General features: G+C 72.5%; 17 protein-coding genes, 2 tRNA genes and 2 pseudogenes. 4 read left to right on the top strand and 17 right to left on the bottom strand.

Features of this window, described 5'->3' with window-relative positions; all coding sequences use genetic code 11:
- Nucleotides 1-164: 164 nt before the first annotated feature.
- Complete coding sequence (locus AAC944_RS13240) at nucleotides 165-650, bottom strand: RrF2 family transcriptional regulator (RefSeq protein ID WP_030614655.1); 486 nt, start codon at nucleotides 648-650, stop codon at nucleotides 165-167.
- Between the two features lie 241 nt (nucleotides 651-891).
- Here AAC944_RS13240 and AAC944_RS13245 point away from each other — a divergent pair, with 241 nt between their 5' ends.
- Nucleotides 892-2409, top strand: a complete 1518-nt coding sequence (locus AAC944_RS13245) for a PstS family phosphate ABC transporter substrate-binding protein (protein ID WP_196942997.1) — start codon at nucleotides 892-894, stop codon at nucleotides 2407-2409.
- Here AAC944_RS13245 and AAC944_RS13250 read toward each other — a convergent pair.
- The 5 genes from AAC944_RS13250 to leuS all read right to left on the bottom strand — a co-directional run bounded on the left by AAC944_RS13250 (nucleotide 2339) and on the right by leuS (nucleotide 11128).
- Nucleotides 2339-5035 (bottom strand): ComEC/Rec2 family competence protein, encoded by a 2697-nt coding sequence (locus AAC944_RS13250; protein ID WP_368397174.1) that lies wholly within the window; start codon nucleotides 5033-5035, stop codon nucleotides 2339-2341. The two genes, AAC944_RS13245 and AAC944_RS13250, sit on opposite strands and share 71 nt — an antisense overlap.
- Before the next feature lie 197 nt (nucleotides 5036-5232).
- On the bottom strand, nucleotides 5233-5979 hold the full coding sequence (locus AAC944_RS13255; RefSeq protein WP_063759937.1) for a ComEA family DNA-binding protein: 747 nt from the start codon (nucleotides 5977-5979) through the stop codon (nucleotides 5233-5235).
- Nucleotides 5980-6313: 334 nt separating this feature from the next.
- Nucleotides 6314-7159 (bottom strand): DegV family protein, encoded by an 846-nt coding sequence (locus tag AAC944_RS13260; RefSeq protein ID WP_030614664.1) that lies wholly within the window; start codon nucleotides 7157-7159, stop codon nucleotides 6314-6316.
- 192 nt (nucleotides 7160-7351) lie between these two features.
- Nucleotides 7352-8089, bottom strand: a complete 738-nt coding sequence (locus AAC944_RS13265; protein ID WP_030614667.1) for a hypothetical protein — start codon at nucleotides 8087-8089, stop codon at nucleotides 7352-7354.
- A gap of 156 nt (nucleotides 8090-8245) precedes the next feature.
- Nucleotides 8246-11128 (bottom strand): leucine--tRNA ligase, encoded by a 2883-nt coding sequence (leuS, locus tag AAC944_RS13270; RefSeq protein ID WP_030614670.1) that lies wholly within the window; start codon nucleotides 11126-11128, stop codon nucleotides 8246-8248.
- A gap of 636 nt (nucleotides 11129-11764) precedes the next feature.
- Between leuS and AAC944_RS13275 the strand changes: the two genes are divergently transcribed.
- Both AAC944_RS13275 and AAC944_RS13280 read left to right on the top strand, forming a co-directional pair.
- Nucleotides 11765-12961, top strand: a complete 1197-nt coding sequence (locus tag AAC944_RS13275) for a ferric reductase-like transmembrane domain-containing protein (protein ID WP_051871751.1) — start codon at nucleotides 11765-11767, stop codon at nucleotides 12959-12961.
- Nucleotides 12958-14590, top strand: a pseudogene (locus AAC944_RS13280) (NADH-ubiquinone oxidoreductase-F iron-sulfur binding region domain-containing protein); the annotation flags it as partial. The gene AAC944_RS13275 and the pseudogene AAC944_RS13280, both read left to right, overlap by 4 nt.
- A 59-nt stretch (nucleotides 14591-14649) precedes the next feature.
- Here AAC944_RS13280 and AAC944_RS13285 read toward each other — a convergent pair.
- Nucleotides 14650-14722, bottom strand: a tRNA-Ala gene (locus tag AAC944_RS13285).
- Nucleotides 14723-15414: 692 nt separating this feature from the next.
- Here AAC944_RS13285 and AAC944_RS13290 point away from each other — a divergent pair.
- A pseudogene (locus AAC944_RS13290) lies at nucleotides 15415-15909 on the top strand (glycosyltransferase 87 family protein); the annotation flags it as partial.
- A 358-nt stretch (nucleotides 15910-16267) separates the two neighbouring features.
- On the opposite strand, the gene phsA reads toward AAC944_RS13290, so the two are convergent.
- From phsA to AAC944_RS13340, 10 genes are all read right to left on the bottom strand, one after another.
- The gene (phsA, locus tag AAC944_RS13295; protein WP_107054142.1) at nucleotides 16268-18097 is read right to left on the bottom strand and encodes an O-aminophenol oxidase PhsA; all 1830 of its coding nucleotides are present in this window, start codon (nucleotides 18095-18097) and stop codon (nucleotides 16268-16270) included.
- Between the two features lie 316 nt (nucleotides 18098-18413).
- Nucleotides 18414-18647, bottom strand: coding sequence for a hypothetical protein (locus AAC944_RS13300; protein WP_030614681.1), 234 nt, complete (start codon nucleotides 18645-18647; stop codon nucleotides 18414-18416).
- Nucleotides 18648-18650: 3 nt separating this feature from the next.
- Nucleotides 18651-18809, bottom strand: a complete 159-nt coding sequence (locus AAC944_RS13305; RefSeq protein ID WP_107054143.1) for a hypothetical protein — start codon at nucleotides 18807-18809, stop codon at nucleotides 18651-18653.
- Between the two features lie 256 nt (nucleotides 18810-19065).
- Nucleotides 19066-19138, bottom strand: a tRNA-Ala gene (locus AAC944_RS13310).
- A 145-nt stretch (nucleotides 19139-19283) separates the two neighbouring features.
- On the bottom strand, nucleotides 19284-19937 hold the full coding sequence (locus AAC944_RS13315; RefSeq protein WP_030614683.1) for a histidine phosphatase family protein: 654 nt from the start codon (nucleotides 19935-19937) through the stop codon (nucleotides 19284-19286).
- On the bottom strand, nucleotides 19934-20368 hold the full coding sequence (rsfS, locus tag AAC944_RS13320) for a ribosome silencing factor (RefSeq protein WP_030614686.1): 435 nt from the start codon (nucleotides 20366-20368) through the stop codon (nucleotides 19934-19936). The genes AAC944_RS13315 and rsfS overlap by 4 nt, the downstream gene beginning before the upstream one ends.
- Nucleotides 20369-20589: 221 nt before the next feature.
- A complete protein-coding gene (locus tag AAC944_RS13325) occupies nucleotides 20590-22383 on the bottom strand; it encodes an LCP family protein (protein ID WP_030614692.1) in 1794 nt (597 codons plus the stop codon).
- 40 nt (nucleotides 22384-22423) lie between these two features.
- On the bottom strand, nucleotides 22424-23062 hold the full coding sequence (nadD, locus tag AAC944_RS13330; RefSeq protein ID WP_037772208.1) for a nicotinate-nucleotide adenylyltransferase: 639 nt from the start codon (nucleotides 23060-23062) through the stop codon (nucleotides 22424-22426).
- Between the two features lie 50 nt (nucleotides 23063-23112).
- The gene (locus AAC944_RS13335) at nucleotides 23113-23277 is read right to left on the bottom strand and encodes a hypothetical protein (protein ID WP_030614699.1); all 165 of its coding nucleotides are present in this window, start codon (nucleotides 23275-23277) and stop codon (nucleotides 23113-23115) included.
- A 221-nt stretch (nucleotides 23278-23498) separates the two neighbouring features.
- Nucleotides 23499-23648, bottom strand: a complete 150-nt coding sequence (locus AAC944_RS13340) for a hypothetical protein (protein WP_196942999.1) — start codon at nucleotides 23646-23648, stop codon at nucleotides 23499-23501.
- Between the last annotated feature and the right edge of the window lie 240 nt (nucleotides 23649-23888).

Below are 23888 nucleotides of genomic sequence, written 5' to 3' on the forward strand. Positions count from 1 at the left end.
CCCGGCGGCGGCCCCGATCCCGGCAGCGTCGGTGGGCTTCGCTCCATCGGTGTCCGTGGCCTTGGCCGCGTCGGTGGCCTTCGCTCCGTCGGTAGCCGTGGTCGTGGTCGTGGCCGCGTCGGTGGCTTTCGCCGCGTCAGCGGCTTTCGTGGGGTCGGATTCCATCAGCTGCCCGTCCTTTCCGTCGCGAACCAGCGGCGGGTGCGGTCCGCCGCCGTGGCCGGGGCCGCGGCGAGGATGTCGGCGAGGGTCTGTGCCGCCAGCTCACGGCGCCAGGCCAGCTCGGCCCGGCGCATGGCCGTGGCGATGCCGCAGGGCTGCCGGAAGTCGCGCCCCGCCACCTCGGCGCCCGCGCCCTGCTGCCGGATCTCCGTACAGCGGAACGCCTCGTCCGGCCCCTCGATCGCGGCCACCACGTCCATGAGTGTGATCGCCTCCGGTGGCCGGGCGAGCCGGAAGCCGCCCCGCGCGCCCGGCGTCGAGCTGAGGATCCCGGCCCGTACGAGCGCCTGAAGACGCTTGTTGAGGTACGCGGCCGGCAGGTCGAAGGAGGCGGCCAGCTTCGCCGTGGACACGGGCCGCTCGTCGCCGAGCCAGGCCAGCGTCACGCAGCAGTGCAGCCCCCACTCGACGCCCTCACTCATCCTCATATTCTGGAGTTTACAGGTCCGGGTTCCATCGGCTCCGACGGCCGGCGGCTGAACCTCTGGTGAAGGCTTGCCGAAGCGTGCTCCGCCGCGAAGACGCCTCCCTACAGTGCGGGCATCACCCCAGGCGTCCCCTTCTCCCCGCCCTTCTCCCCGCCCTTCTCCCCGCCCTTCTCCCCGCCCTTCTCCCCCCTTCCTCTGCTCTCTTCTCCTCCCTCTTCTCCTCTGCGAGGTCGCTATGGGCATGCCGGACACCGAGACCATCCTGGCCCTGGCCGGCCTCGTGGTCACCGCCATGATCTGGGCCGTGGAACGCTTCCTGCCCGGACGCAAACGCATCGGCTACCGCGTCCAGATGGACACGCCGATCGGCATGAACCCCCAGGACGCCCACAGTCTCGTGCAGTTGAGACTCCTGAGACAGGAACAGGAGATCACCGACGCCACGCTGGCGCTGCTGCGGATCGAGAACGACGGCAGCAAGGACATCGTGCGGCAGGACTACCAGGAACCGCTCACGGTGGAGTTCACCGGCCGCACGGTCATCGGCGTCGAGGTACCGGACGCCAACCCCGCCGACCTCATCGGCATGCTGACCCGCTCCGGCGCCGGGCTCCGGTACAGCGGGAACCGGTTGCACATACCGAAGGTCCCGCTCAACACCCGTAACCACTTCAAGCTGCTGGTGCTGCTCTCCGACGCGGACGAGGACACCACGGACGGCCGCCGGACGCACGCCCGGGGTGACGTGGTCGTCGGCGGCTTCCTCAGCGGCGGCCGGATCCGCCGCAACACTCAGCGCTGGGGACCGCGCAAGCCGAGCCTCGCCCTCGGCGGCCTCTTCATCGTCCTGGTCGGGCTGCTGGGCGGTCTGCTGCTCAGCACCCCGGCCGTGCCCGCCCGCGCCGAATGCGCGACCGGGCGGCTGACCATCGACGGCTCCACCGCGTTCGCTCCCCCGATGCAGGAGATCGCCCGGCAGTACCAGGCACGCTGTCCCGGCGCCAGGATCGAGGTGGCGAAGAGCGGCAGCCTCTCCGGTCTGGCCAACCTGAACCGCGCGGGGCGCGCCGCGCGCTCCGGCAGCCCGTCCTTCCTCGCCATGTCCGACGTGCCCGCCCCCTCGATCTACGGGCGGCTGCAGGGCGAGCGGGTGGGCGTCATCCTGCTGAGCCTGGTCGTCAACGAGCGCACCGGCGTGGACAACCTCACCCTCGACCAGGTGCGGAAGATCTACGACGGCACCTACACCAACTGGAAGGACGTGGGCGGCAAAGACCTCGCCATCCATCTCGTCGGCCGCGACGCGGACTCCGGTACCCGGCGGGCCTTCGAGACGACCGTGCTGCACCGTTCGGAGCCGGGCGTGGTGTCGTCGTACGACTGCACCGGCAAGGACCGGGACGAGCGGGCCCGGGTCACGCGCTGCGAGGTGAACAGCACGACGGGGCTGCTCGACACGGTGGACCGGGTGGAAGGCGCGATCGGTTACGCCGAGACCTACGCGGCGGCCAAGCGGCCGCACGTCGTCGCCATCCGGCTGGACGGGCACGAGCCCGACATCGAGTGGGGACAGCAGCATGAATACCCCTTCTGGACCGTTGAGTTCCTCTACACCTACGGACATCCGGCGGACGGCTCGCTCGCCGCGAAGTTCCTGACCTACCTGAGCTCCGACACCGCGAAGAACGTCATGCGGATGTACAAGCACGTGCCCTGCGCCGACGACCGGAGCCTGTCGGCCTCGGTATGCCGTCCCTGACCGGTATGCCGTCCCTGACGGCCGACCGCCTGCGCGCAAAGCGCCCGGGTGATGCAGAAGGGGGCGTCGGGGGTCGGTGTGCCGGGGATCGGCGTGTCGGGGATCGGTGTGTCGGGGGTCGGCGTCGGCCGTTGCTGGTGACGGTCGCGAGGCCGGTGGTGGCACTGCCCGTTACGGCGATCGCGCCGTCGGTGTCCGTACGCAGCACCCTGGCGCCCTGTATGCGCAGCGCGGCGACGGTGCTGGGAGCGGGATGTCCGTACAGATTCTCCGCACCGCAGCTGATCACTGCGAGCCGGGGCGCCAGCGCATTCAGAAGTGCCGGGTCCTGATAGGCGGAGCCGTGGTGCGCCACCTTGAGCACATCGATCGCGCGCAGCCCGGGGTGCGCGGCCAGCAGCCCCTGCTGGGCGGGCGGTTCGAGGTCACCGAGCAGGAGAACGCTCAGCCCGGCAGTGCGTACGAGCAGCGTGACACTGGCGTTGTTCGGTCCCTCGGGCAGAAAGCCGGTGGGTGGGGGCCAGAGGACTTCCCAGGTCACCGGGCCGGTCCTGCGCCGCTCCCCCGGCATGGCCCGGACCACCGGTACGTCGTGCGCCGCGGCGGCCTTGCGTACGGACGCGGCCTGGTCCGGCGGGTCGTCCCGGACGGTGGTCTGCAGCGCGCCGACGCCGCGGCCGCGCAGTGCCCCGGTGAGGCCGTCCACATGGTCGGCATGGAAGTGGGTGAGGACGAGCAGCGGGATCCGACGGACGCCCAGTTCCTGCAGGCAGCGGTCCATGGCGCGGGGGTCGGGGCCGGTGTCCACGACCAGCGCGCTGCCCGGGCCGGTCGCGAGCACCAGACCGTCCCCCTGACCGACGTCGCACACCGCCAGCCGCCAGCCCGGAGGCGGCCAGCCGGTGACGATCCGGGTCAGCGGCACGGGGCGGACGACGAGGACGACCAGGAGCAGGGCGCAGACGACACACAACCGGCGGCGCCGCAGCAAGGCTCGTGCGACCGGTACCAGGGCGGCGATGGCCGCAGCCAGCAGGAGGCCCCCGGCCCAGCCGCCGGGCCAGCCGAACTCGGCGCCGGGCAGCGCGGCTCCCGTACGGGCGATGGCCGCGATCCACTCCGTGGGCCACCCCGCGCACCAGGCGAGCGCGGCGGCGAGCGGCGGCAGGAGGGGCGCGGCGGCCAGCGCCGCGAACCCGAGCACGGTCGCGGGGGCGACGGCCAGCTCGGCGAGCAGATTGCAGGGTACGGCGACCAGTCCGACGCGGGCGGCGAGCACCGCGATCACCGGCGCGCACACGGCCTGCGCGGCGGCGGCCGCGGCGATCACCTCGGCGAGGCGGGGCGGCACGCGCCTGCGTTGCAGAGCGGCGCTCCAGCGCGGCGCGAGGGTGAGCAGCGCGCCGGTGGCCAGTACGGAGAGCAGGAAGCCGTAACTGCGGGCCAGCCAGGGGTCGTAGAGGACGAGCAGCAGGACGGCGGCGGCGAGCGCGGGCAGCAGCGTACGGCGGCGGCCGGAGCCGATGGCGAGCAGGGTGATCAGGCCGCATGCGGCGGCGCGCAGCACACTGGGGTCCGGGCGGCACACGACGACGAAGGCGAGGGCGACCGCGCCGCCGATCATCGCCGTGGTCCGCAGGGACAGGCCCAGCCGGGGCGCGATCCCACGGCGTTCGGCGCGCACGGCGAGGTGCGGCGGGCCGATGAGCAGGACGAGCACGATCGTGAGATTGCTGCCGGAGACGGCGAGCAGATGCGTCAGGTCCGTGGCCCGGAAGGCGCCGTCCAGCTCCGGGGTCACGCGGGAGGTGTCGCCCACGACGAGCCCCGGAAGCAGGGCGCGGGCATCGGGCCGCACATCCTCGGACGCCTCGCGCAGGCCTGCCCGAAGGGAGCCGGCGAGACGCTGGACGGGGGTGGGGCCGCTGATCCGCCGGGGCGGTGGCGCGTCGGCCGCCACCCGCACCACGGCGGCCGTGCGGCCGGCGGGCGGCAGCGGGGGCGCGAGCCGGGCCTCGACCCGGATGCGGGTCGACGGGAGAAGGGAACGCCAGGAGCCGGTGACAGCGGCACCTTGCGGGGCCGGTCGGGACTGCTGGGACCGTTCGGTCTGCTGCGACTTTTGGGTCTGCTGGGGCTGTTGGGGCTGTTGGGGCTGCTGAGGTACGACGACCAGCACCGGGGTACGGGTCGCGGTCACCGCACCGTCCGGGGCGGTGACCCGTCGTACCTCGGCAGCGAACACGACAGCGGCGGGCATGTGTTGGGCGCCGCCTTCGCGCTGCCGGGCGAGGTGCGGGTCCTCGATCACCTCCAACTCGACGGTGGCCTGGGCGTACTGATGGGCGAGCCGGGGCACCGGGCCACGCCGCAGGTCGGCGCCTTGGAGCGCCGCCGAGGCCGCACCGGCCACCGCGCACAGCAGCACTGCGGCCACCGCGACCAGTGTTCCCGCCCGACGGCGCACGGCCCGGAGGAGCACGAGACCGGCGAGGGCCAGGGCGGCCGTGCCGATCAGGACGAGCGCGCTGACGGGCGCGTCCAGGGCCAGCGCGGCGGCTCCCCAGGCGGCCAGCGCGGGCGCGACCAGTCGCAGGTCCGCGGAGCCCGCGTCCGGTGGTTCCACCGGCCCCTGCGTCCGCGGACCGGCCGGCTCCCCCGTCGGACCGGCCGGCTCCCCCGTCGGACCGTCCACCCTCGGGCCGGGCTCCATCCTCGGGCCAGGCGGTGGCGCCTGCGGCGAGTCGGTCCCTTCCGGCCGGGTGTCGGCCGCGGGGTGCGGGTCGGCCGGGCCGTACGTGGCGGCCGGCGAGGAGGGAATGGTCATGGCTGCACCAGGGGGCGCAGGTCGGCGAAGCGGCGGTCACCGATGCCGTTGACCTCCTGCAGCTGGTCGATCGAGGTGAAGCCGCCGTGCTGGGTGCGGAAATCGATGATGTGCTGGGCCAGTACGGGTCCGACGCCGGGGAGGGTGTCGAGCTGTGCGGCGGTCGCGGAGTTCAGACTGACCGGTCCGGCAGGGGTGGCGCCGACGCCCGAGGCGCCGCTCGAAGTGCTTGCGGCACCCGCGGCGCCCGGAGCGCCACCGGAAGCAGGCTGACCGCCCGCTCCTGGCGGGGCGGCGCCCGGCGCTCCGACGACGATCTGCTCGCCGTCCACCAGGAGCCGGGCACGGTTCAGCGTGCGGGTGTCGGTGCCCGGCCGCACGCCACCCGCGGCCCGCAGGGCGTCGGCGACACGGGCGCCCGAGGGGAGGCGGTGGAGCCCGGGGCGGCGCACCTTGCCCGCGATGTCCACGACGACGCGGCGGTCCGGAGTACTGGACGGCACGCCTGCCGCGGCCGGGGTGCCGCCAGCGGCGGGCATCGAGGCGTGCTGGGTGGCCGGCGCCCGTACGGCCTGCGGGCGGGCGGACCAGAAGTGGTGGACGGCGAAGGCCACGGCGATCAGGAGCACGACGCCGAGGGCGACGAGCGCCTTCGGGTCCGTGCCGCAGCGCAGTTGGAGCCACAGCGGCAGGCGCTCCTGCAACGCGGTCCGCCAGCGGGACGGCGCCGGGATCGCGCGCACCGTCGGAGTCCGGGAAGAGAAGCCGGACGGGGGCGGTGGATCCGGCGGGCGGCCCGGTGGACGGTCCGGTGGACGGCCCGGCCGCTCGGAGTCGGGGGCGGAGTCGGAGTCTGAGTCGGAGTCGGGGGCGGGGGCGGGAACACGGGCGGATGTGCGAGATCGCGAAGTCATGACGACGACGCTAGAGAGATTTCGCGCATCCCGTCGATCAACGTCGAATTCCGTGGATAACCGGGGAGTTGTGGATAACCCGGTCACCCGGGCGATCGCTCGGGGGAGAAAAACACTTCGCCGATGAAGCCGTACGAGCCGGGAGGAAGAACCGGTGCCCCGTCTACCGCGGCGAGAGCACGACCCCGAGCAGTCCCGGGCCCGTGTGCGCGCCGATCACCCCGCCCACCTCGCTGACGTGCAGGTCCGCCAGTCCCGGTACGCGGGCGCGGAGGCGGTCGGCCAGTGCGTCGGCGCGTTCCGTCGCGGCGAGGTGATGGACCGCGACATCGACCGGATCCGTTCCCGCCCGGTCCGCGACGATCTCCTCCAGGCGTGCGATGGCCTTGGAAGCGGTGCGGACCTTCTCCAGCAGCTCGATACGCCCGTCGGCCAGCTGGAGCAGGGGCTTGACCGCGAGCGCTGAGCCCAGCAGGGCCTGGGCCGCACCGATGCGGCCGCCGCGCCGCAGGTACTCCAGGGTGTCGACGTAGAAGTAGGCGGAGGTCCCCTCGGCGCGCTTCTCGGCCGCGGCGACCGCCTCGTCGACGTCCCCACCGGCCTGCGCGACCTCCGCGGCCTCCAGGGCGCAGAAGCCCAGCGCCATGGCGACCATGCCGGTGTCCACCACGCGGACCGGGACCGGCGCCTCCTTGGCCGCCAGTACCGCCGCGTCGTACGTGCCGGAGAACTCCGAGGAGAGGTGGAGCGAGACGATGCCGCTCGCGCCCGCCGCGGCGACCTCACGGTAGGTCTCGGCGAACGCCTCCGGAGCGGGGCGGGAGGTGGTGACGTACTTGCGTTTCTGCAGTGCCTGGGCAACCGACCTGGCCGAGATCTCCGTTCCCTCTTCCAGGGCCTCGTCGCCGAGGACGACGGTCAGCGGGACCGCCGTGATGCCGTGGCGCTCCAGCGCCGCCCGCGGCAGGTAGGCCGTTGAATCGGTGACGATCGCGACATGGCGGGACATGACTGGGAGGTTATCCGGGGAACCCGGTGCCCGACAGTGCGGGCCCTCTTTCAAGATCTTCTCTGATCACGGAACGATGCGCCACAGCCAACTTCGCGCGATCGCGGATCATCCGTCGGCCGTCGGCAACACCGGCGAACGACGCCGCCGGCGAACGGCCCGTGACCGTACGGCCCCCAACCGTGACCGGCCTCAGCCCGAGTTCTCCGGGCGGGCCGTCTTCTGCCAGGGGTACGGGGCCTGTATGCGCGGGTCCGGGGCATTGATGGCCCGCGGGCCCTCCTGCGGCTGTGCGGTGTCCGGCTCCGCCGCCGGCGGCCATGCGGCGAGCGGGTCCGGTACGGCGCCCGCACCCGGACCGTGCGCCGTCTCGCGCTCACCCGCCGCCGGGGTCCAGTGCCGCAGCGCGCCGGCCTCCATGTCGATCTGCCCGGCGAGCGCCGACAGGTCGTCGGCGGCGAACTTGCGGGCCCGGTCCTGGGCCGCCCAGCGCAGCGAATCCGCGGCGTGCATGACCCGCTCCACGCGTTCGCGCAGCTCAGGGAGGCACTGGGCGATGCGCTCCCGGTCCGGCTCGCGCTCCAGACGCTTCAGTTCGTCGTCCAGCTCATGGCCGTGCGCACTGAGCTGTCCGAAAAGGTTCAGCGCTTCGCGCAGCGACTGGTCCTCGGCGGATGCCGCACGCAGCGCCTCCTGGGTGGCACGCATCGACGTGCGCAGCGAGTGCCGCAGCTCGGCGAGGTGTCCGGCCGGGCCGGACTGGGTGTACCGACGGGCTCGCAGAGTGGTGTCCTCGACCGTGCGGCGGGCCTGGGCGACCGTACGGTCCACGCCGCGCTTGGCCGCCGAGACGGCCTTGACCGTCACGAAGACCCCTGCCGCGACGAACAGCACGAAGAGCAGGGCGAGGATCACGAGCACGGTGGTCATGGGCTTCCCTCACGTGGGGCTCGGCCGCCGGGCGGACGGCTTCCTTCTCCCACCGTAAACGGGCCCGGCAGGTCAAGGGTTCCCCAAGAACCCCCAACCTCCCCCTAGGGAGCTTCCCCGGTGCGCGCCCGCGGACGGGCGCGCACCGGGACCGGATCAGGCCGGAACGATGTTGACCAGCTTCGGCGCCCGGACGATCACCTTGCGGATGCCGGCACCGCCCAGTGCCGTCACGACCGCGGGCTCGGCCAGCGCCGCCGCCTCCAGGTCCGCGTCCGAGATGGACGGCGAGACCTCCAGACGGGCCTTGACCTTGCCCTTGATCTGCACGACGCAGGTCACGGTCTCGTCGACGACGTACGCCGGGTCGGCCTCCGGGAAGTCCGCGTACACCACGGTCTCGGTGTGGCCCAGCTTGCGCCACAGCTCCTCGCCGATGTGCGGAGCCAGCGGCGCGACCAGCAGCACCAGCTTCTCGGCGACGGAGCGCGGGACCCTGCCGCCGGACTTCGTCAGGTGGTTGTTCAGCTCCGTGATCTTGGCGATCGCGGTGTTGAAGCGCAGTCCGGCCATGTCCTGACGGACGCCGTCGATGGTCTTGTGCAGGACCCGCAGCGTGTCCTCGTCCGGCTCGGTGTCCACGACGGTGACCTCACCGGTGGCCTCGTCCACGACGTTGCGCCACAGGCGCTGCAGCAGACGGTACTGGCCGACGACGGCGCGGGTGTCCCAGGGACGCGAGACGTCCAGCGGGCCCATCGCCATCTCGTACAGCCGCAGCGTGTCGGCGCCGTACTCCTGGCAGATCTCGTCCGGGGTGACGGCGTTCTTCAGGGACTTGCCCATCTTGCCGAGGACGCGGCTGACCTTCTCGCCCTGGTAGTAGAACTTGCCGTCGCGCTCCTCGACCTCGGCCGCCGGGACCGCGATGCCACGCTTGTCCCGGTACACGAAGGCCTGGATCATGCCCTGGTTGTACAGCTTGTGGAACGGCTCGCGGGACGCGATGTGCCCCAGGTCGTGCAGCACCTTGGTCCAGAGGCGGGCGTACAGCAGGTGCAGCACGGCGTGCTCGGCGCCGCCCACGTACAGGTCGACACCGCCGTGCGGCTGGCCTTCGCGCAGGCCCATCCAGTACTGCTCGTTGGCCGGGTCGACCAGCTTCTCGGCGTTGTTCGGGTCCAGGTAGCGCAGCTCGTACCAGCAGGAGCCGGCCCAGTTGGGCATGGTGTTGGTCTCACGGCGGTAGCGCCGCACGCCCCGGCCGTCACCCAGGTCCAGGTCGACGTTGACCCACTCCTCGTTCCGGGACAGCGGGGTCTCCGGGGAGGTGTCGGCGTCGTCCGGGTCGAAGGTGCGCGGGGAGTAGTCCTCGACCTCGGGCAGCTCCAGCGGCAGCATCGACTCGGGCAGCGCGTGCGCCACGCCGTCCTCGTCGTACACGATCGGGAAGGGCTCGCCCCAGTAGCGCTGCCGGCTGAACAGCCAGTCGCGCAGCCGGAAGTTCACGGTGCCCTCGCCGATGCCCTGGACGCCCAGCCACTGGGTGATCCGGGTCTTGGCCTCGGCGACCGACAGGCCGTCCAGGGAGATCGCGTCGGAGGAGGAGTTGACGATCTTCGCGTCGTACGAGGAGAAGGCGTCGTCCCAGGTGGACGGGTCGGTGCCGCGGTCGTCCGAGGGCTCGACCACGCAGCGCATGGGCAGCTCGAAGGCGCGCGCGAAGGCGAAGTCACGGCTGTCGTGCGCCGGGACGGCCATGATCGCGCCGGTGCCGTAGCCCATCAGGACGTAGTCGGCGATGAAGACCGGGACCTGCTCGCCGCTGACCGGGTTGGTCGCGTACACGCCGGTGAAGACGCCGGTCTTGTCCTTGGCCTCGGCCTGGCGCTCGACGTCGGACTTCGAGGCGGCCTGCTTGCGGTACGCGGCGACGGCCTCGGCCGGGGTGGCGTATCCGCCGGTCCACACGTCGTGCGTGCCCTCGGGCCACGCGTCCGGAACGATCGAGTCCTCGCCGGAGACCAGGTCGTGCTCCGGGGCCAGCACCATGTAGGTCGCGCCGAACAGGGTGTCCTGGCGAGTGGTGAAGACGGTGATGTGCTGGCCGTCGCCCACGGGGAAGTCGACCCGCGCGCCCTCGGAGCGGCCGATCCAGTTGCGCTGCTGCAGCTTGATCGCCTCGGGCCAGTCCAGCCCGTCCAGGTCCTCCAGCAGGCGGTCCGCATAGGCGGTGATGCGCATGTTCCACTGGCGCAGCTTGGACTTGAAGACCGGGAAGTTGCCGCGCTCGGAGCGGCCCTCGGCGGTGACCTCCTCGTTGGCCAGGACGGTGCCCAGGCCCGGGCACCAGTTGACCGGCGCGTCGGAGGCGTACGCCAGGCGGTACTCGCCCAGGACGTTGGCGCGCTCGAGGGCGCTCAGGTCGGCCCACGCGCGGCCGTCGGGGGTCTCCCGCTCGCCCGCCTCGAACTGGGCGACCAGCTCGTCGATCGGGCGTGCCTTCCTGGCCTCGGTGTCGTACCAGGAGTTGAAGATCTGCAGGAAGATCCACTGGGTCCACCTGTAGTACGCCGGGTCGATCGTCTCGACCGAACGGCGCTGGTCGTGGCCCAGGCCCAGGCGGCGCAGCTGCGCCTTCATGTTGACGATGTTGGCCTCGGTGGAGACCCGGGGGTGGGTGCCCGTCTGGACGGCGTACTGCTCGGCGGGCAGGCCGAAGGCGTCGAAGCCCAGGGTGTGCAGGACGTTGTGGCCCGTCATGCGCTGGAAGCGGGCGAAGACGTCGGTGGCGATGTAGCCCAGGGGGTGGCCGACGTGCAGACCCGCACCCGAGGGGTACGGGAACATGTCCATGACGAACTTCTTCGGCCTGTTCACCAGCTCCGGGTCGCCGGCCAGGTCACCGCTGGGGTTCGGCGCCTCGTAGGTGCCGTTCTCGTCCCAGAAGTCCTGCCAGCGTGCCTCGATGTCCGCGGCCAGCGCGGCCGTATAGCGGTGCGGGGCCGCCGCCTCGGCGGCCGTGGTCGTCTCGCTCATCGTCCCAAAAGCTCCATCGATCGTCTCTGCCTGCGGAAACGCACCCCTTGCGGGCACCTTCTTGCCGGTCGGCGCCGGAAACAAAAAGGCCCCTCGCACAGGAGGGGACGCCGCGCCGATTCCGACTCGGACCTCGCAGTCTCCGGTCCGGTCGGTACTGATCAGCGCGGCCCGCTAAGCAGAAGGCGTACGGCACGCATGGCGTCAGGGTACCGCAGCGCGCCAGGAGCCCGCGCCGAGGTTCCCCCGCGGGTGCTCCGTCCCACATGCCGGACAGGACAGCGGCCCGGCGTACGGGGGTCTCAGCGCCGGGCAGAGCCCCCGTAGCCCCTGCCCGGCGTGTCGACGCCCGTGACGTCGTCGTGGCCGGCGACGGCGCGCAGCGAGCTGTCCTTGCCCAGGCTCTGCAGCGAGGCGGCAGCCCCTTGCCGACGTCGCCTCGGAGGGGGAGGCGCCGGGGAAGTCCTGCCGGCTGCCGCCGTAGGCCGCCGGGACACCGGTGGTCGTGCCGGAAAAGGAGCGGCCGAGCGGGTGTGCGGGGCGCGAACGGACCGACGTTAGCAGCGGGTCGCACCGTGCGGGCGGGATACGCCAAGCCGCCCGCCCGCCCGTGCGACGGCCCCTAGCTTGCCGGGCATGCAACTGCTACCGGGCCCGACGGCGCGCCGGGCGGCCCGCACCCGCCGTCCCGGCCTCCCCCACCACTTACGCCTCCCCCAGCGCCTGCGGAGGCCCCGCCCCGCGCTCACCACCGGGGCCGGCGCCCTCCTGATCCTCCCCCTCGTCGCCGCGGCACCCGTCTTCCGCGCGTTCTTCGACCACACCGCCGGGGTGCTCACGCTCGTCTCGCTCACCGCCGCCGTGGTCTGGGGCCTGCTCGCGGCCGGCCGTACGGTCCTGGCGCCGCGCAGCAGGCTCCTCGCCCAGGGCATCCACCGGGCGCTGGCCACCGCCTCGCTCGGCTTCCTGGTGCTGCACATCGCCGTCAAGGTGGCCGAGGAGCACGCCCGCTTCCTGGACGCGTTCCTGCCGTTCGCGTCCGTGGTGCTCTCCGGACCCGTCGCACCCGGCACCGCACCGCTCATCGGGTTCGGCACGCTGGCCGGACTGCTGATGGTCCTGGCTGCCGCGACCGGCGCGCTGCGCAGCGCGTTCGCCGGGCGCGGGCGGGTCTCGGGGCGCTGGCGCGCCCTGCACACCAGCGCGTACGCCGCGTGGTGCCTGGCCCTCCTGCACGGCCTCAAGTCCGGCCGCGCGCCCTCGGGGTGGGTCACCACGGGGTACGTGCTGTGCCTCGTGGCGGTCATGGGCGCCCTGCTGGCCCGCCTGCTCTTCACCCCGTGTGCGGAGTTCCCGTACTTCATGCCGCGCCGGGAACTGCCGTTCTCGTTGCCGCTGCGCCTACGGAAGCCGGCCCGGCGCCGGGCCGGGCGCCGGGCAGCGGGGCCTCCGGGTACGCGCTCCGCCCCGGAAGCGCCCGCGGACGCTCCTGAGGCGGCCACCGCGAGCGCACCCGTAGTGGCGACGGCGAGCACTCCCGTAGGAGACGCGCAGAGCGTCCCTTCATGGGTACCGGCCGACGCGCCCACTGAGACGCTGCCGTACGTCTCCGCGGCGTACGCCCCGTACGCGCCGTCCGGAGACGGCTACGTGACGGGCGACGGCCGGGCACCGGACGAAGTGCCCGCCGAGCACCTCCCGTACGCCGGCCTCGGTGCCGCGCCGTACGCCCCCGAGTGGACCGGCCCGCCCACCCTGGTGCAGCCCACGATCTCCGGCGGCCGTGCCGAGGGCGCGCCCCTCCCCCACGACCCGGACGGCCGTACCCCATGACCGTCGCCACGCTGGTCCCGTACGCGGCCGGCGGGCCGCTGCCCGACGTGCCCGGCGTACGGGTGCTCGGACTGCCGCGACTGTGCGCCGGGTTCGACGAGGCGGAACGGCTGGACCGCAAGCGGCATCTGCTCCTCCACGGGTCGCTGCCGGCGCTCTCCGGGGAACAGCTGGCCGCCGTCGCCGACTCCGTGGCGCTGCGCGGCCGGGGCGGCGCCGGTTTCCCGTTCGCCCGGAAGCTGACGGCGGTCGCCGGGGCCGCGGCCCGCCGCGGGGTACGCCCCGTCGTCGTGGTGAACGGCTGCGAGGGCGAGCCCGCCTGCCGCAAGGACACCGTGCTGCTGTGCCGCGCGCCACACCTCGTCCTGGACGGCGCGCTGCTGGCCGCCACAGCCCTCGGCGCACACCTGCTGGTCATCGGCGTGACGAAGGCCACGGCCGACAACTCCGTACGGGAAGCCCTCGCGGAACGGGGGCTGGGGCGCAAACGGCGCGGGCGTGCGCTGCACGCGCAGGTCGTACGCTCGCCCGAACGCCTGGTCTCCGGCGAGGCGTCCGCGCTGATCCGGGCCGCCGAGGGCGGGCCACCGGTGCCGCCGGGCCGCCGGGCACGGGCCGCCGAGTCCGGGCTGGGCGGCGCCCCCACGCTGCTGTCCAACGCCGAGACCTTCGCCCAACTCGCGGTCGCCGCCCGCCTCGGCCCCGACCTCTACTCCAGTACCGGCCTGCCCGGCGAACCGGGCACGATCCTGCTGACGGTCTCCGGCGCGGTCCCCGCACCCGCGGTCGTCGAGGCGCCCAGCGGGGTGCCGCTGCCGTACGTCCTGCAGTCCTGCGGTGCCGAGCCCGCACCGCCCGGCGTCCTGATCGGCGGCTACCACGGCGCCTGGCTGGACCCCGCCACCGCGTACGGGACGCCGCTCTCCCGGGAGGCGCTGGCGGCACGCGGTGGGGCGCTGGGCGCGGGCGCCGTGCTGCCGCTGACCGCGGCGACGTGTCCGCTGGGCGAGGCGCTGCGCATCGCGCGGTGGCTGGCGGCGGAGTCGGCGGGGCAGTGCGGACCGTGCCGACTGGGTCTGCCGTCGCTGGCCGGGTTGCTCGCCGAGGCGCTGGGCGGCGGCGGGCAGCCCGCCCTGGAGGCGGTACGGGAGGCGGCGCGCGGCGTACGGGGGCGGGGGGCCTGCAAACACCCCGACGGCTCGGCCCGGTTCGTGCTGTCGGCGCTCGCCGCCTTCCCCGACGACCTGGCCGCGCACGTCCTGGCCGGCGGCTGCGGGCGGCCCACCGCCGGGCTGCTGCCGCTGCCGCCCGAAGAGGCCGCTGGGACGGCGGGCGGCGCGGTGGAGGGGGCCGGGGCCCCGGAGGCCGCCGGGGAGCGGCTGGCGGTGGACTGGACGCTGTGCGAGGGGCACGGGCTGTGCGCCGGGCTGCTGCCGGAGGCCGTGGGACTCGACCGGGACGGTTTCCCCGTGCTGTCCGAGGACGTGCTCCCGGGAGCGCTGCGGGCCCGCGCCCAGCGCGCCGTACGCCGCTGCCCGGCCCTGGCCCTCCGGCTGGAGAAACCGTGACCGCCCGGAGCGGCCCGGCGCTGTGACGTCCCGCACGGAAGCCAGCGGGCACGGGCGGGACGGAATCCGCGTGCACGACAGAGCGGGCCGTCCTTCTCGGACGGCCCGCTCTGATCACTGTGGAGCTAAGGAGAATTGAACTCCTGACCTCCTGCATGCCATGCAGGCGCTCTACCAACTGAGCTATAGCCCCGTGTTCTGTTGTGGTCTTCGCGGGGTTTCCCTCGCGGCGACATCGACTACATTACACGGCTGCCCCCGGCCTTTGCCAAATCGCTTTCCCGGCTCCCTCCGGCGGCAGCCCGCCGAGCCCCCTGAAGGTCGACGGCACACCAGCACGGCACCCGGCCAGGCGGTCGGCGGCCGGAGTACTGTCGACAATCCGTGCTCGAACAAAACCGGGGGCCTGGAACGTGACCGCGCCGAAGCTCGACCAGTCCGTCGGACGCCGCGGCTCGCTCCCTCTCGAGGGCGTCCGTCGCCGCCTCCTGACGGCCGCACTGGTCTGTGCGCTCTCCTTCACGGTCTTCTGGATCGTCCAGCGGCTGGCCGGCGTGACCATGCTGGACCTGATGGTCTACCGCGCCGAGGGCTGGACCGCCCGCACCGGCGGCGACCTCTACGACATGCTCGCCACCTCCGCGCAGCTGCCCAACACCTATCCGCCCTTCGCCTCCCTGCTCTTCGTGCCGCTGACCCTCCTCGGCGTCCCGGAGATGCGCACGCTCGCCACCCTCGGCAACCTCCTGCTCCTGGTCGCCGTGGTGCACCTCACGCTCCGCCTGACCGGCCTGCCCTCGACCGCCCCCCGGAACGCGCGCCCCGCGCGCCCGGCAGGCCACCGCGACGCTCGCCCTCTCCGCACTGCTCGTCTGGTGCGAGCCCGTGTGGACGACGCTGCGCTACGGGCAGATCAACCTCCTCCTCGCCGTGCTCGTGCTCTGGGACGTCACCCGCCGGGACACCGACCGCCGGGCCGGCATCGGCATCGGCATCGCCGCCGGGATCAAGCTCACCCCCGCCCTCTTCGCCGTGTGGCTCGCGCTCGCGGGACTGCTGCGCGCCCGTCAGCTGCGGCAGCCGGGGCAGGGACTGCGCGGTACCTGGAACCCCTGGCTGCGTCAGGCCTGCGTCGCGGTCCTCGCTTTTCTCGGCACCGTCCTCCTCTCCGCCCTGGCCCTGCCCCGCGACTCGGCCCGCTTCTGGACCGAGATCGTCTTCGCCTCCGACCGGCCGGGCGATGTGGAGATCACCGCCAACCAGTCACTGCGCGGCGTCCTCGCCCGACTGCTGCACACGCCCGACACCGGCCTGTGGTGGCCGGCCGCCGCTGCCGTGGCCGCGGTCGCGGGGCTGGCGCTCGCCACCACCGCACTGCTCCGCGGCCAGCGCGCCTGGGCGGCCGTCGCCTGCGCCACCACCGCGCTGCTGATCAGCCCGATCTCCTGGTCGCACCACTGGGTGTGGGCCGTACCGGCACTGATCCTGCTGGGCACGGAGGCCGTACGCCGCGGCGGACGGGCCACCCGGACGGGCCGCCGGCTCTGGGCGGCCACCGGAGGGCTCGGGCTGCTCTTCGCCTCCTTCGCGCTGTGGTGGGTGCCGCACCGCCCGCACAGCCACGCGGAACTGCACCAGAACGGCGGCCAGATGCTCCTCTCCGGCAGCTACCCGATCGCCGGGGTCGCGCTCCTGCTGCTGACCGCCGTCCTCCTGCGCCGGACCGGCGGGCCCCGGGTCAGTGCTCCCCGTGGTCGTGGCCACCGCCCGGGGTGTGGTGATGGAACACCAGCACCTCCGGAGGCATCACCACGAACGGACGCATCATCCCCATGTCCTCGTGTTCCAGCAGATGGCAGTGGTACATGAAGCGGCCCTTGGCGCCGTGGAACCTGCCGATCACGTTGACCATCTGCCCCGGCGGCACCTGTATGACGTCCTTCCAGCCCTGGTCACCCGGGGCTATGGGCAGCCGGCCCCCGTACTCCAGCGGACTGCGGGTACCTCCCAGCGCGTTGTCGTACGGGCTGTCCGGCACCGCCGGATAACGGTCGCGGCTGAGCACCTGGAAGTCGATCAGGTGGAGGTGCATCGGATGCGTGCCGGCGCCGCCGAGGTTCAGGAAGCTCCACTGCTCCCAGTCGTCGTACCGGACCATGAAGCCGAGGGTGTCGTCGAACATCCGGGCACCGCGCCGGTACGTACGCGTCCTGGCGTCGGCCCCCTTGATCTGGATGATCCCCTCGGACGGGACGGTGACGTGGTCCGGGTCGACCTCGTGCATCTCCCACATCTCCGGGTGGCCGTTGCCGATCGGGCCCGGCGGGGTGAGGGCTATCAGGCGGTGTTCGTGCTTCGGCGCCGTCTCATGGGTGATCCGCTCGAACGTCGGCGAGATCACCGGGGGCAGCACGAAGGAATCGGACACCTTCTTCGAACCGACCCGGATCTGCATCACCTGCGGATACGCCACCCCCGGCGCGGCGTTGACCAGCCGCAGCCGCCGGCCGCACAGCCGGCCGAAGTCGACCAGCAGGTCCATCCGCTCGGCGGAGGCCACCGACAGGGTCCCGTCCACCGGCAGCGGACGCGGCAGCAGCCCGCCGTCGGAACCGATCTGGTGCACCGCTCCGGTGACCGGACGGCCCGTCTCCTCGTCGATCAGCTGGAGGGCGTACGTCCGGGCGTTGGAGGCGTTGAGCAGCCGGAAGCGGTACCAGCGCGCGTCGACGTCCAGGTGCGGCCAGATCGTGCCGTTCACCAGCGTGTAGGGGCCGGAGAACGGGATGGTGATGTTCTTGCCCTGGTTGTCCTTGCCGACGATCAGGGTCTTGTGGAGCAGCCGACCGGTCAGCCGGCCTTCTTCGTCCGTGTCGAGGTTGCGGTCCTGGATGACGAGCGGGATCTCGCGCTCTCCCGAGGGAAGGTGCAGCGCCTCCTCCTCGTCGTCCCGCAGCAGATACATGCCGGCCAGGCCCGAGAAGACATTCCAGCGGGTGATGTCCATGGCGTGGTCGTGGTACCACCACGTCGTCGCGCGGTGGTCGTTCGGATACTCCGAGAGCTGGGCGTCGCCGGGCGAGACGGCGTTCTCCGACCAGCCGTCGTTGCCGCCGCCGGTCACCGCGCCGTGCAGGTGCGTGACGACCCAGGGCGGGAGCGCGGCCACGCCCGCGATGGGCTCGGCACCGCCGCGGCCCGGCTCGTTCAGCGGCGCGGGCACCTCCGGTGTCGCCGCCACCTCCACCGCGGTCACCGGGAAGGCGCCCGTGAGGCGGTTCGTCCAGGACACCCGGAGCCTGCGGCCGCGGCGCACTTCGATGGTGGGGCCCGGGTAATGCCCCTCGTACGCCCACACCTTGGTGGGCGGCAGCTGGGAGTGCAGCCGCACCCAGCTGGTTCGCTGCTCGATCGTGATGCCGCGCAGGGCTTCCGCGCGGCCCGGCTTGATGAGGGGCGGCACGCGCAACGCGTCGATGAACGGCGTGAGTCCGGCCGCCGTCGCCTGTCCGTCCCGCTCCGCGATGGTCTCTGTGTGCGGTGCGTCCCCCACAACTGTGTCTGTCACTTGCGGCCCCCGTCGCTTCCCCCTTGCCGCCGGCCGTTTCGCGGCGGCAGCTCTGAGCTGTACAACGCCTCACGGTACGGCCGGAGTTCCCCCCTCAACGGGGTGATTCCGGCCAATCATCCACAGGTCACGCATAGAGGAGTGGACCGATCCGGTCCGGGGCGTTGGAACAGAAAGTAGCTCAGGGAGCGTGTTATGCGCCGAAGTTGTGGAGAAACGGTCATGCACGGCCGGCGGATGCTCTCCGGGCGCGGTGGTGCGCCGCCTGAGAGGGCTGGTGACGGGCCGTCAGTATCCGCCCCCGCGCGGGTGGTGCTCAGGCCGTGGCGAAAGAATAAAAACGCTTCAGCGTGCAGTGCTCGTCGAGCAGGCGGCCGTAGATGGGCTCGCCGTCCAGCTCACGGTAGGTCTCGATGGGATCGCCTTTTATGATCAGCGCCCGGGCACATTCCTCGCACCAGTACTGGAAGTCGGAGTTCGGCGGCTCCATGTCGCGCACGATGGGCGTACCGCTGCCGCACCAGTCGCACTTCCGGCTGTGTGCCCCCATCAGTCAGCTCCAGCTGTGGCCGCAGGCCGTACAGACGAATGAGATCCCGCCGTTGTCGCCCAGCATCTGCGCCACGTGCGGCGAGCCGCAGGAAGGGCACTGCAGCGCGGAGGCGGCAACGCCGAGCAGGTCACGGACCTCCTCGATGATGCTCGTAGGCATCGCGTCCTCTCCTCCCCTGCCGGCGCCGTCCGATTCTGCCACGGACCGCCGACCAGGTCAGGCCCACAGCCTGACCAGCACGGACGGGTGGTCCGCCGTCGCCGCGCAGACGCGCACAAGCCGTTGCGCGGGCGCTCGCCCCGGCGCGCACAACAACGAACGCGCCCCAGGTGCCCGGAAACAACAGTGATCCCGCCTCCTGGCGAGGCGGAGAATCGCTCTCCGTCTCCGCCAGAGGGCGGGATCATCCGGGTTGTGGAGCTAAGGAGAATTGAACTCCTGACCTCCTGCATGCCATGCAGGCGCTCTACCAACTGAGCTATAGCCCCGGGTCTTGTTCCGCTCCTCCGGGGTTTTCCCCAGCGGCGCCGCGAACAAGAAGAACTTTAGCCTGCGACCTGCCCAGATGTGAAATCCGGGTCCGGCCGGCCGTCGGCGGGCCCCCGGAGAGCCGCCGCCGACCGGGCCGCCGGGTCAGTCGTCGTCGCCCAGCACCGGCTCGGGAAGCGTGCCGGCGTTGTGCTCCAGCAGGCGCCAGCCACGGGCGCCCTCGCCCAGGACGGACCAGCAGCAGTTCGACAGGCCGCCCAAACCCTCCCAGTGGTGCGGCTCCAGGCCCAGCAGCCGGCCGATCGTCGTACGGATCGTGCCGCCGTGGCTCACCACGACCAGGGTGCCGCCGTCGGGCAGCTTGTCGGCCGCCAGCCGCACGACCGGCGCCGCGCGGTCCGCGACCTCGGTCTCCAGCTCGCCGCCGCCCCGGCGCACCGGCTCGCCGCGCTTCCAGGCGGCGTACTGCTCGCCGTACTGCGCCACGATCTCCTCGTGCGTCAGCCCCTGCCAGGCACCCGCGTACGTCTCCCGCAGCGCTTCGTCGTGCGTCACGTCCAGGTGAGTGATCGCCGACAGCTCACCGGCCGTGCGGGCCGCACGCTTGAGGTCCGAAGCGATGATCGCGTCCGGCTTCAGCGCCGCGAGCAGCCGTGCGGCACGCCGCGCCTGCCCGACGCCCACCTCGGTCAGCTCGATGTCCGTGGTGCCCTGGAAGCGGCGCTCCAGATTCCACGCCGTCTGGCCGTGCCGCCACAGGACGATCTTGCGGCCGCGGCCCGCCTTCGTGCCGTTCAGCGCAGCTCTCCGTCCTGCTCGGCGGCCGTCTCCTCGGCGTGCGCCGCCGCCCGGCCGCGGGTCGCCTTGGCGTCCTCGGGCAGCTCCAGCTCCGGGCAGTCCTTCCACAGGCGCTCCAGGGCGTAGAACACGCGCTCCTCGCTGTGCTGGACGTGAACGACGATGTCGACGTAGTCCAGGAGCACCCAGCGGGCCTCACGGTCGCCCTCGCGGCGGACCGGCTTCGCGCCCAGGTCCTTGTTCAGCCGCTCCTCGATCTCGTCGACGATCGACTTGACCTGGCGGTCGTTGGGCGCCGACGCCAGCAGGAAGGCGTCGGTGATCGAGAGGACGTCGCTGACGTCGTACGCGATGATGTCGTGCGCGAGCTTGTCGGCGGCCGCCTGCGCGGCGGCGTTGATGAGCTCGATGGAGCGGTCCGTGGCGGTCACAAGCCAAACTTCCGGGTCGATGGCGGTGCTGCCCGGCGCGTCCGCGGGAAGGCCCGCCGACCGCGGCCGAGTCAGCGGTCAAGTACCCCTCAAGGGTCTCACGGACCGCTGACACCCCGGTGGGCTTGTGGACAAGCAGGAATCGGCGCTGGTCAGCGCAGGAACGGGAGAGGAGCGGCGGGGGCGGGAACACCGGCCGGGCCGGGCCCGCCCCGCGCCCGTCACCCCTTGTAGTCGCTGCCCAGCAGCACCGTGATGTCGGCGTTGGAAGCGACCTTGCCCTTCTTCACCGAGCTCGCCGGCAGGCCCAGGGTCTTCGCGACCTCCTCGGCGCGCGGCTTGTGCGCCTCGTCCCCGTACGTCACCCGGGACGCCGACAGGGAGCCCGCGGCGGTGCCGCCGTCCACGAACGAGTAGCCGCCGTTGACCAGCGCGGCCTGTGCCTGTCCGACCGCCTTCTGGCTGCCGGAGGCGTTCCGGACGCTGACCCGGGCGGTCGCGCTCGGATCCGTCTTCCTGACCTTGCCGCCCAGGATGTCCTTGACCACGTCGGAGGCGGTCCGGGCACTGAGCGTGCCGTCCTGCTGCACGGGCAGCACGGTCGTACGGTACGCGCCGGTCTTGGCGAGCTCGGCGCGCTGCGCGAGGGAGCTGCCCAGCTGGCCCACCGTGAGCGGCGGGTCCAGGACCTGCATCAGGGACTTCACGGTCGCGGTCGCGCCGTCCGCGTCGCTGGACATCCGCTTCAGCGTGGCCTGCATCACCTGCCCGAAGCGCGCCAGCTGCTTCGTCTGCAGCTCGCCCGGGCCCCGGTAGGTGGCGTACGCGACGGCCGCCTGGCCGTTCAGTACGCGCCCCCTGCCCGCCTTGACCAGCGGGTCGTCGCCCTTCTTGGCGCCCGGCACGGTGGTGTCGGCGTCCACGGTGATGCCGCCGACCGTCTCGACGAGGTTCTCCAGGTACGGCGTGTCCAGCCGCCAGCTCGCCTTCAGGTCCGCGCCGAGGAGCGTGTTGAGGGAGTCGCGCGTGGGTTCGGCGCCGGCGTCCTTCACGGACTTGCCCAGGGTCGTGGCCTGGCCGTCGTCCCCGGTGATCGCGAGATTGTTGGGGAGGAGGACGGTGGTGCCCTTGTGGGTGGTCTCGTTCTCCACGAGCAGCGCCGTCGAGCTCTCGTCGCTGCCGGTCTCACGGAGGTGGACCACCAGTACGTCGCGCTTCTGGCCCGCGGCGGCGGCCGCGTCCCCGGCGGCGTTCCCGCCCAGGCCGGGCAGCTTGCCGGCCCACCACAGGTAGCCGACGCCGCCCACGGCCAGCAGGGCGAGGACGACGGACAGCGCGATGATGCGGCTGCGGCCGCGGCGCTTGGCCTCTTCGCGCCGCTCGGTGCGGCTCTCGGTGAACTTCAGCCAGTCGATGACGTCTTCGGAGTCCTCGTTCTGCTCCTCGATGAACGAGAACTGTTCGGTGCGGTACTCCTCGCCGGAGGGGCGGTCCGTGGTGTCGGTGCGGCCACCGGTACCGGCCGGCCGGGCCTGCCCCGTGCCCGAAGAGGCCTCCTCCCGCGAGGACCCGCCACCGGACGGGGCCTGCGACTCGTACGGAGACTGCGGCTCGTACGAGGGCTGCGCTTCGTAGGGCTGCGGCTGGACATACTCCTGTTGCCCGTACTGCGGCTGCTGCGGCACCCAGGTCTGCTGCTGGGTCTGCTGGGCCTGCTGCGCGGGCTGCTGGTAGCCGCCGTACGGGTCGTAGCCCTGGCCGTGGCCCTGCTCGTAACCGCCCTGGCCGTACCCCTGGGCCTGGCCGTACGACGGGTCGTAGCCCTGGGCCTGCGGGTGGCCGTACTGCGTGCCGTACGGGTCGTACTGCTGACGCGGCGTCTCCTGGTACACCGGCTGCCCGTAGGCGTCGTAGACGTACCCCGGCCCGTCCTGCTGCCCCTGGCCCCGCTCGTACTCGTAGGGGTCCTGGGCGTACGGGTCCCGTGGCGCGTACGGATCCTGTCGGTCGTTCACCGGTGCCCTCTCTCCGTCTCGGCCCCGTCGGCGGTCGTCGTCAGCGGTCGTCGTCGTGGTCGTGGGGGCGCCGGTCGTCCCGGTAGAGGCGGCGCTTGTCGATGTAGCGCACCACTCCGTCGGGCACCAGGTACCAGACCGGCTCTCCCTGCGCGACGCGCGACCGGCAGTCGGTCGAGGAGATGGCCAGGGCCGGCACCTCGACCAGGGAGACCCCGCCCTCGGGCAGTCCGGGGTCGGCGAGCACGTGGCCGGGCCTGGTGCACCCGATGAAGTGGGCGAGCGAGAACAGTTCCTCGGCGTCCCGCCAGGTCAGGATCTGGCCGAGCGCGTCGGCGCCGGTGATGAAGAAGAGATCCGCGTCGGAGTGCTCGGCGCGCAGATCCCGGAGGGTGTCGATGGTGTACGTCTTGCCGCCGCGGTCGATGTCGATGCGGCTGACGGAGAACTGGGGGTTGGACGCGGTCGCGATGACCGTCATCAGATACCGGTCCTCGGCCGGGGACACCGCCTTGTGGCTCTTCTGCCACGGCTGCCCCGTCGGTACGAAGATGACCTCGTCGAGGTGGAACTGGCTGGCCACCTCGCTGGCGGCGACCAGGTGTCCGTTGTGGATCGGGTCGAACGTCCCGCCCATCACTCCGAGCCGCCGCTTCACGGGCCCTGTCTGCTCTCCCATGCGTGCAGACCCTACTGGGCGCCGCGCGCCGAGGGATACGGGTCCCTGCCTCAGCGGTCCCGGTTGAAGCGCGTGGTGATCCACAGCAGGAGCAGCAGCACGACGAGGGCGCCGCCGCCGGTGACGGCGGGGTTGAGGCTGTCGTGGTTGCCACCGTGCTCGCCGCCCTCGGCGAGGGTGACCAGGACGGAGTGTGCGGTGGTGTGCAGGCTCATCGTCAGCAGAACCAATCCGGGCTGATGCGGGCAGGGACTTGTCCACATCGTAAGCGCGGGCCTGTCCGGACCTCACGCCGACTCCGCCGGAACGGCCCACGAGGGGACGTTTCCGGTGGATTCCGCCCTTGTCCGGGGCCCGGCGCGCGGCCTCCGGGGCGGTACTCGCACAAGGCGTCACCGACTACGCGGGCGCGCGGGCCCGCGTGGGTGAGCGCGCCTCAGTCCTGGTCGCCGCCGTAGCCGCGCAGCAGGAACCACGCCATGAAGATCGCGCCGAGCACGCCGACGATGATCACGGAGCGCAGGATCCAGCCCGGTCCGTCGGCGTTGGAGGTCTGTGCGGCGAGCAGCACGCTCGGGTCCACCATGAGGGGTCGCGCTCCTTTGTGCGGGTTCTGTGCGGGCCCGTGCGCACCACGCTCCACGGGCCTCGGTGCCGGCCGGGCCGGCCACCGCCGCGCGCACGGGACCGCCCCGGCATGCGCTGCGCGGGGACGCTCCTTGCGGGCATCTGCGGCGATTCGTTCCTCCGCCAGCGTACGCCGGGCATCCAAAGCGCTGTCAGCGGCGTCCTCTACTCTGAATCTACGCAGTCGAATGAGGGGGAG

Source organism: Streptomyces sclerotialus, from assembly GCF_040907265.1.
In the GTDB taxonomy this organism is placed as follows: Bacteria; Actinomycetota; Actinomycetes; order Streptomycetales; family Streptomycetaceae; genus Streptomyces; species Streptomyces sclerotialus.

Coding starts and splice junctions, on each gene's coding strand:
- AAC944_RS13240 (WP_030614655.1), bottom strand. CDS start 650: ATGAGGATGAGTGAGGGCGTCGAGTGGGGGCTGCACTGCTGCGTGACG.
- AAC944_RS13245 (WP_196942997.1), top strand. CDS start 892: ATGCCGGACACCGAGACCATCCTGGCCCTGGCCGGCCTCGTGGTCACC.
- AAC944_RS13260 (WP_030614664.1), bottom strand. CDS start 7,159: ATGTCCCGCCATGTCGCGATCGTCACCGATTCAACGGCCTACCTGCCG.
- AAC944_RS13265 (WP_030614667.1), bottom strand. CDS start 8,089: ATGACCACCGTGCTCGTGATCCTCGCCCTGCTCTTCGTGCTGTTCGTC.
- leuS (WP_030614670.1), bottom strand. CDS start 11,128: ATGAGCGAGACGACCACGGCCGCCGAGGCGGCGGCCCCGCACCGCTAT.
- AAC944_RS13275 (WP_051871751.1), top strand. CDS start 11,765: ATGCAACTGCTACCGGGCCCGACGGCGCGCCGGGCGGCCCGCACCCGC.
- AAC944_RS13300 (WP_030614681.1), bottom strand. CDS start 18,647: ATGGGGGCACACAGCCGGAAGTGCGACTGGTGCGGCAGCGGTACGCCC.
- AAC944_RS13305 (WP_107054143.1), bottom strand. CDS start 18,809: ATGCCTACGAGCATCATCGAGGAGGTCCGTGACCTGCTCGGCGTTGCC.
- nadD (WP_037772208.1), bottom strand. CDS start 23,062: ATGGGAGAGCAGACAGGGCCCGTGAAGCGGCGGCTCGGAGTGATGGGC.
- AAC944_RS13335 (WP_030614699.1), bottom strand. CDS start 23,277: ATGAGCCTGCACACCACCGCACACTCCGTCCTGGTCACCCTCGCCGAG.
- AAC944_RS13340 (WP_196942999.1), bottom strand. CDS start 23,648: ATGGTGGACCCGAGCGTGCTGCTCGCCGCACAGACCTCCAACGCCGAC.